The sequence below is a fragment of the Streptomyces sp. NPDC007863 genome (assembly GCF_040633895.1).
In the GTDB taxonomy this organism is placed as follows: domain Bacteria; phylum Actinomycetota; class Actinomycetes; order Streptomycetales; family Streptomycetaceae; genus Streptomyces.
On the sequence record NZ_JBEYEI010000051.1, the window covers coordinates 1 to 7,986 of the forward strand.

General features: G+C 70.5%; 6 protein-coding genes and 1 pseudogene. 6 read left to right on the top strand and 1 reads right to left on the bottom strand.

Features of this window, described 5'->3' with window-relative positions; translation table 11 throughout:
• Positions 1-504: pseudogene (locus ABZ621_RS37435) on the bottom strand (hypothetical protein); the annotation flags it as partial.
• Between the two features lie 144 nt (positions 505-648).
• Here ABZ621_RS37435 and ABZ621_RS37440 point away from each other — a divergent pair.
• From ABZ621_RS37440 to ABZ621_RS37465, 6 genes are all read left to right on the top strand, one after another.
• Positions 649-1,287, top strand: coding sequence for a GDSL-type esterase/lipase family protein (locus ABZ621_RS37440; protein ID WP_360611623.1), 639 nt, complete (start codon positions 649-651; stop codon positions 1,285-1,287).
• Positions 1,288-1,362: 75 nt separating this feature from the next.
• Complete coding sequence (locus tag ABZ621_RS37445) at positions 1,363-2,715, top strand: hypothetical protein (protein WP_360611625.1); 1,353 nt, start codon at positions 1,363-1,365, stop codon at positions 2,713-2,715.
• A 517-nt stretch (positions 2,716-3,232) separates the two neighbouring features.
• Complete coding sequence (locus ABZ621_RS37450; RefSeq protein WP_360611627.1) at positions 3,233-4,348, top strand: ATP-grasp domain-containing protein; 1,116 nt, start codon at positions 3,233-3,235, stop codon at positions 4,346-4,348.
• A complete protein-coding gene (locus ABZ621_RS37455; RefSeq protein ID WP_360611628.1) occupies positions 4,345-5,496 on the top strand; it encodes a hypothetical protein in 1,152 nt (383 codons plus the stop codon). The genes ABZ621_RS37450 and ABZ621_RS37455 overlap by 4 nt, the downstream gene beginning before the upstream one ends.
• A complete protein-coding gene (locus ABZ621_RS37460; RefSeq protein WP_360611629.1) occupies positions 5,493-6,824 on the top strand; it encodes a hypothetical protein in 1,332 nt (443 codons plus the stop codon). The genes ABZ621_RS37455 and ABZ621_RS37460 overlap by 4 nt, the downstream gene beginning before the upstream one ends.
• The gene (locus tag ABZ621_RS37465) at positions 6,821-7,933 is read left to right on the top strand and encodes a methyltransferase domain-containing protein (RefSeq protein ID WP_360611631.1); all 1,113 of its coding nucleotides are present in this window, start codon (positions 6,821-6,823) and stop codon (positions 7,931-7,933) included. Before ABZ621_RS37460 ends, ABZ621_RS37465 begins: the two co-directional genes overlap by 4 nt.
• The last annotated feature ends 53 nt before the right edge of the window (positions 7,934-7,986 follow it).

The following is a 7,986-nucleotide window of genomic DNA, read 5'->3' on the forward strand; positions in this document are numbered from 1 at the left end:
CACGTGCACGACGCCGGCCTCGCGATCGGCGCGCACGGCGGCCAGCCGGTCTTCGAGGACACGCAGGCGGCGGGTCTTGTGGAACCACTCGCGCTTCGAGCGGTAGCCGCCGGGAGCCCGCGCGGTGCCCTTAGCTCCGACCGGCAGTGCCAGGCGGTGCGCGATCGTGCGGATACCGGCTTGCAGGCCCTGAAGGTGGGCGGCCTGCCCGCGGCGGGCCAGCGCCCACTGGTCGTGCGTGGCCTTCGTGAGCGACCCGGCCCAACGCGACGACGACACGGCCGTCAGCTCCCGCTTCCGCGCCGCCCACGTCTCGGTGGAGTGGTCCAGGCCGTCGGCGCAGCGGGCCCTGAGGTCGCGGGAGGCGAGGGAGCCGAGGTGCGCTCCCACCAGCCGCAGCACCCTCTCGTCCTCGGCCGTCAGGTGCTTGAGCCGGTCACGGACCGCGACCCCCGAGGGCCCCGGCACGACGAACGACGCCGCCACCTCCCGCAACACACCCACCCAGACACCCCCCTCCCAGACCCGCACACACCACGTGCCCGTCACCACATCCAACGACCGCCCACCGACAAGGTCACCCATTCGACCTCGGAACTGCCGTTCCCGACGCATGCGGGCTACCACCACGGGCCGGAATGCTCGCTCATGCACACCAGAACACGCATACACGCCCACCCGGCAGCAGCTCACCACCCCCTCCAGCGCTACCGCCACCGCTCCTTCGCCGACCGCTTCACCGACGCCCTCGCGGCCACCCGCCCCGGCTTCGCCGCCGTCGGCCTGGCCGCGCCCCACCTGCTCCTCGACGAGATCAGGGAGCGTCAGCTCGGGCCGGCCCTGGAGTTCGGGCCCGACGTGGTGATGGTCAGCGCGGGAGGCAACGACGCCTTCCGCCGCTTCGACCCCGCCGCGCTCCGGGGCCGGCTCGCCGCCCTTCTGGCACCCCTCGCCGAGACCGGAGCCCTGGTCGTCACGATCGGCCTGTTCGACCTCGCCCGCTCGGGCCTCGTCCCACCGGAGCACGCGCCCGGCATGGCCGCCCGTTTCGACGAACTCGACGCCCTCACCGCCGGCCTGACGCGCGAACTGGGCGGTGTCCACGTCGACACCCACCACCATCCGCTCGCCGCCGACCCCTCGCTCTACGCCGCCGACCGCGTCCACGCCAACGCCCGGGGCCACGCGGTCGCCTTCGCCGCGATCGCGGCCGCTCTGGCGCGGAGCCCGGGCCCCGTGGCTCCCGCCGAGGGGCCCGGACCAGGGGCTTCCGTGGGCGGGGGTTAGCATCCCGTACGTCCGGGGGGCGCCGTGCGGGCCCGTCCCGGGCCGTCCGTCGTACCTCCGAACACGGGGAAGCTTGTGTCCGATCCGCTGGCCGCCGACCCGCGTACCGCCAAGGTCGCGTCGGGCGACGCCCGTTCCCTCTCCGACGGCCACAAGAAGGTGCTGCTGCGGGAGCTCGGGGTGGGGGAGGCCGTCCTGGCCGTCTATCACGACGGCTGGGGCTACGCCGTGCTCACCGGCAAGGGACTGGTCCTCCTCCGGAACCTCGCGGCGCCCAAGGCGACGCGCGTGGACGGGCCGTTGCGGGTCCTGCGGCGCTCCTCCGGCCTGCTCGACTCCGTCGAGATCCTGGTGGACGGGAAGCCGCACAAGCTGCACGGCTCGAAGCTCGACCCGAAGGGCGAGCTCCTGGAAGCGGCGGGAGAGCTCCTGCCCCCGGACTCGCCGCTGCGGCCCGGCCGCGGGAGACGGACCGCCACGTGGATGCGGCGGCATCCGGTGACGGTCGCCGTGGTGGCCGCCACGATGCTGGTCGCCGGGGTGAGCGGTCCCGGGCAGCCCGACGCCGCGGCGCGCGGCGGGGCGGACGACGCGCCGGCCGTGCCCGACCTCCGGGGTGCCGCCCTGGTCATGGCCGCCGGGGAGGCGCGCCGTGCGTCGTGGCGGGTGGCCGCCGCCGACGCGTCGTCCGCGCTGCGTACGGTGACGGAGTATCAGGCCGGCTGGCGCGTCTGCTTCCAGAACCCCTCTCCCGGCGAGCGCGTCCGCCCGTACGGCAGGACGCTGACGCTCTACGCGGTTCCCGAGTCGGAACCGTGCCCCTCGCGACTGGACGGGACCCGGCGCGTGGTCATGCCGGACCTCGTCGGCGAGCGGTTCGACGCCGCGTGGCGGGAGCTCGCCCCCCTCGGCCTCGACCGCGTCACGCGCTTCCACGCGCACACCGGGCAGCGTCTGGACGACCGGCGCGCGAGCCTGGCGGAGTGGCGGGTCTGCCGGCAGCAGCCGGAGGCGGGCATCGAGGTGCCCGTCACCACGCGGGTCGACCTGTGGCTCGTCGCCGAGGGCGCCTCCTGCGCGGAGCCCAGCCCGACGCCGAAGCCCACCCCGAAACCCAAGCCGAAGCCGAAGCCGAAGCCGAAGCCGGCGCCCAAGCCCCAGCCGCAGCCGAGGTCAGACTCCGGGTCCCGGGCCACCTCGGACCCCGAGCCGCCACGCCCGCAGCCGACCCGTGACACCGCCCCGGAGGACGGCACGAGCGGCGGCACGAGCGGAGGCTCCGGCTCCGACTCCGGCACCGCCTCCGGGATCGGTTTCGGCCAGTTCTGCTCTCCCGTGGGCGCCACCGCCACGACTGCCGACGGACGTCCGGCGAAGTGCTTCATGGGCAAGGACGGCTCCGCCCGCTGGGGGTACCGCTCCGGCTGACCGAGTCGGCGGTGTTTTCCCAGGTCAACGCCGGTGCCGTCCTCGGGACGAACGGCACCGGAAAATCCGATGCACTCTGCACGTATTTTCGATTCCGTGGCGTCTCCATGGCGCGCCGTTCTTTTCTGGCCAAGTCTCAAAACGATCGCTTGCACGCCCCGTATGTCGAAGCTACGCTCTGGCGGCGGAAGGGGAGAATGGGCATGGGGGAAATAAAATGAGGCGCAGCTAGAGAAAATCGAGAATCGCTGCTGCCGCGTCCCGGCGCCCCCTCGGCATTGAATTCCGCACGCGTCACTGACCCGATGACGTGCGAAGACGCCGAGTGTATCCCAAGCATTTCTGAACCCATGGAAGATGGGGAAAATCTGTGCAGTCTAAGGAATACGTACTCCTGCTCGGGGCCGACCAGTATCTGCGGGAACGGGCCTTTTCGGGAGCGAAGCAGATTACCGATCTTCCTGTGTGGGCGGCCTCGGAAGACGCCGTGCGCAAGCGGAATCGCACGTTCGACAACGTGCTTTCGGCCGATCCCAAGGACCCGGAATCCCTCCTGAGCGCCATCCGCGCGCAGGCCGCCCAGGGATGGACCCCGAAGGTCGTCGTTCCGCTGAACGACTGGACCGTGGATTCGGCGAACGCCGTCAACCGCGCCCTGGGGCTGGGCGCGCTGGACGTCGACGCGGTCAACAACGCCCGGAACAAGCACGCCATGAAGCGGGCCCTCCTGGACGCGGACGTGCGGACGCCCCGCTCCCTGCTCGTCCAGTCGGAGGAGGAGCTGCTCGAAGCCCTCGACTCCATCGGGCTGCCCGTGGTCATCAAGCCGTACGACTTCGGCGGCAGCGGCGGGGTCGTCCTGGCCACCACCCGCGAGGGGGCCCTCGCCGGTCTCGCGGAGTCCAAGGCCGTCATCGCCCAGTACGGATCGGCGTTCAACATCCTCGGCGACAAGTACCTCGTCGAGCAGTTCGTCGACTCCGACGACGAGGTGTCCATCGAGGTCCTCTGCGGCGAGGGCCGCGCCCAGGTCCTCGCCGTGACCGAGAAGTACCTGTCCCCGCGCCCCTGGTTCGCCGAGACCGCGCACCTCGTGCCGAGCCACCGCACCAAGGACCCGGAGCTGAACGACCTGGCCGTCCGGGCCTGCGTCGCCCTAGGCATCGACCGCGGCCTGGCCCACGTGGAGGTCAAGTTCGCGGCGGACGGGACGCCGTGGGTCATCGAGGTGGCCGCGCGGCCGGGCGGCGACGGCATCATGGACCAGGTCGAGCGCGCCTACGCGCTCAACCCCTACCGGGTGCACGTCGGTTCGTACCTCGGTGTCGACCTGTTCGACGTCGTGGCCGCCGCGGAGCCCACCCGGACCTCGGCCATCGCGTTCCTGAAGGCCCGGGAGGGCCGGATCCGGGACGTGCTCGACGGGAAGCCGCTGCCGCCCGAGGTGCGGAGCCTCAACATCAGCGCCAAGAGCGGTGACCTCTCCACGAGCGCCAAGAACTGGAGCAACAGGGAGGGCCTGGTCGAGCTGGACTGGGACCGGCTCTTCGAGGAGAAGACCTCGCTCCCGGTCGACGTGGCGAAGGAGCTGGCCGACCAGATCTTCGTCGTCGACGAGGCGGCGGGGGAGTGAGGCGGTACACGCTCTACTCCGGTCTCTACCGGTTCTTCAGCGGAGTGGTGCTGCTCCTGCTGAACTGGCACATCGCGTCGGCGCAGGACGGTGGTTACGACGTCCTCGCCGTCTCCACCGCCCTCTCCTTCGTGCCCGCCGTCTTCGTCCCGTCGCTGATCCGCTTCGTGCCGATCGCCGGCGGGGCCAGGATGACCGCCGCGGGACTCGCCGGCGTCGCGCTGACCCTCCTGGTCATCGCGACGGTCTACAGCCAGGTCCAGGCCGTCGTCGCCCTGAACTTCGTCCTGTGGATCTTCTTCTTCTACCTGGAGTCGGCCTGGGAGGTCTGGTTCAACGACGAGGCGTCCGGGCTCGACGGCGACGCCCTGCGCCGGTCCAGCTCGCTGACGATGACCGTCAACCAGGTTGCGCTCATGGTGGGCCCGCTGTTCGCGCCGCTGTTCACGCGGGTGGTCAGGGCCGAGTGGGTGCTGGTCGTCTGCGCCGCCCTGTTCGCCGTCGTGGCGGTCCTCAGCCTGGGCGCGCAGCGGACCGCGTCCGCCGCGGAGCAGACGCCGCAGGAGGCCAGGCCGAAGATCACGGGCGGTCTCGGGGTCCTCTACCTCCTCGCCTTCATGTTCGTCTGGCCCATCCTGGGCACGTTCAACTTCATGCTGCCCCTGGAGGTCCTGGCCAACGGCGGGAGCATGCTCACCGTCGGCATCCTGGACATGCTCCTCGGTATCGGAATGGCCGTTGCGGGAACGATTCTGCATCGCCTGACGAACAACCCGGGACTGCGCTGGATCCTGATGGGCGCCGCCGGAGCGGTCGTCGTCGCCATGGCGGTCTGGCTCTTCTTCCCGGCATTCGGGGTGCCGCAGTCCATCGCCATCTTCATCCTCGGATGCGCCTTCGGCTCGCTGCGGGTGATCCTGCGCTCGGAAGCGGCGTCGCATTTCTCCCCGCAGCAGGTCGGGGCGATCGTGGCCCATGCGAACGCCTACTCGCTCCTCCTGCTGTCCGCGGTCCTGGCCGGCGGAAGGTACTTCTCCTCCCACGTCTGGCTGGCTCCGTTCGCCCTGACGCTGTTGCTTGTTCTCTCATTTCACCGAATCCACGCGGTCCAAGGCCGTCGACTCATTCCGAGTGAGGTGTCCGAATGACAGTGATTGACGATTCCCGAGGCGTTCCGCAGCTCGTCGAGCAACCGGCGGACATGGAGGCCGTCGAGAAGGCGATCGTCCAATTGGTCTCCATGAAACTGGACCACGAACGATGTCGCCGTCACGCGCGGTCCACCCCGCCCCTGGCGCTCATGCTCGCCATCGACCTGCTCTGCTCCATGGAGCGCCCCTCGGCCGTGCAGGCCGCGGAGATCTGCGAGGCCCTCGGGCGGACCGAACCGGCCGAGCCGCGGACCAGGGCCATGCTCTCCGCCGTCGGCTCCTGGGCGGACGGCGACCTGGTGACGGCCCGGAACGGCTTCCAGGCCCTCGTCGACACGTATCCCGGGGACGCCGTCTCGCTCTACGCGGCGCACATGCTCGACTTCTACCTCGGCGACGCACCGCACATGCTGGCCTCGATCGAGGCCGCCGTCGGCCGGTTCGCGGACGACGACCCCGTCATCGGCTATCTGCACGGCCTCCACGGCTTCGCCCTGGAGGAGAACGGCCTCGTCACGGCGGCCATCGAGCGCTGCGGGGTCGCCCTGGAGGCGAACTCCGACGACATCTACGCCATGCACGCCCTCGTGCACTGCCTCTACGAGACGGGCCGTCACGAAGAGGGCGCCCGCTACATCCAGGACTACATGCGCGGCCGGGACGCCTCGACTCCCATGCGCATCCACGTCTGGTGGCACTACGCCCTCTTCGAGCTGTACGCGGACCGGGTCCAGGACGTCCTGGCGTGCTACCGCATCGGCATCCGCCGGAAGACCTCGGCGCGCTCGGCCGAGGACCTCGACGCCGTGACGCTGCTCTGGCGCCTCGCCCTCGTCAGGCCCTCGCTCGACCTCTCCGCGTACTGGCAGTCCCTCTACGAGGACTGGAAGCCGTACACGGAGGAGAACTGGTACCTCTTCAACGACTTCCACGCCTACCTCACCTACTGCCAGGTCGGCGACCACGAGCGCGCGGACGCCCTCCTGGAAGCCGTCCTGGCGCGGCGCGAGAAGGTCTCCGACGAGATGGTCGACATCTTCCTCGGCTTCCGCTCCTTCACCACCGGCGACTACGCCGACGCGGCGGCCCGGCTGGCCAGGTCCTTCCGTCACTCGGCGGCGATGGGCGGCAGCAACGCCCAGCGCGACGTCATCGAGATGACCGGCATCGAGGCCGCGCTGCGCTCCCGCGACTACGAGCTCGCGCGGCAGCTGCGCGACTCCGGCCGGTTCTTCCGGCACCAAGGCCCCGTCATCCGGCGCTACGAAGAGCGCCTGGCGGAACTGCGCACATCCGAGAACCATTCACAGGGGGTACTGACGTGAGCCTTTACCAGGCGATATCCGACGAGATCGCGCCCGAGGGCATGCAGCTGACCGAGATCCGGCTCAAGGACCGCACGACGGTGTGGCAGCTGGACGGCGCGGCCGGCTTCGTCGTCAAGGTGACCCAGGGACGCGCGGCGATCTTCCGATGCGAGAAGGCCGCCGCGATCACCCTGGAGACGTTGAAGGACTGTTGTGCGCCCTTCGGGGTCGGCGAGCCGGTCGAGTGCGACGAGTCGCAGTACCTGCTGGCCATCGGGCTGGTCGACGACACGGCGCTGATGGTCCTGGGCGGGGAGGCGGACGTCACGGCCTCGCCCGTGGAGTTCTCGCCCACGAGCGACGACGTGCGGAACATCGTCGGCTCGATCGACGACTACTACTTCGGCTACGAGGACCGCTACCGGACCGTGTACGAGAACGGCGCCGAGCTGTGGGAGTCGGAGGAGCCGAACGCCTCCCTCCTCCAGCTGATGAAGGAGCGCCCGGAGGTCTTCTCCCAGCGGATCATCGACCTCGGCTGCGGCGAGGGCCGCGACTCCCTGTACCTCCTGTCCCAGGGACACGACGTCGTCTCGGTCGACGTGTCGCACTCGGCCCTGTCCCGCGCGCGCGAGCGGGCCACGGCCGCGAACCTGAACCCCTCCGGGTTCATGGAGCGCGACATCATCTACCTCCGCGGCTTCGAGGAGGGCAGCTTCGAGCTGGCCATGAACATGGGCTGCCTCCACATGCTCGTCGACGACACGCAGCGGGCCCGCCACATCGCCCGCGTCTTCGAGATCCTCCGCCCGGGCGGCCACTTCGTCGTGGACCACTGCGCGAGCGAGTGGGGCAAGGGCTTCTTCTCCATCCCGGACTACGACGACATCGCCGCCGACCTCGTGCCCGGCCGCGTGATCCCCCGGAAGATCCGGGTCGGGGACGGCGAGAAGAACATCGGCCTGGAGGTCCTGCCCTACGCGGAGCGGCAGGGCGACGCCCTGGTCGAGGAGATCAGGCAGCACGGCTTCACCCTGGTGAGCAGCACCCACACCGACACCGAGGCGTTCGGCGCCTCGACGCTGCTCCTGTTCCGGAAGCCGGAGAGCGCGACGCCGGCGTCCTGACCCTCCCGCGTACGTCCGCGCGGCGGCACCCCGGATTCCTCCGGGGTGCCGCC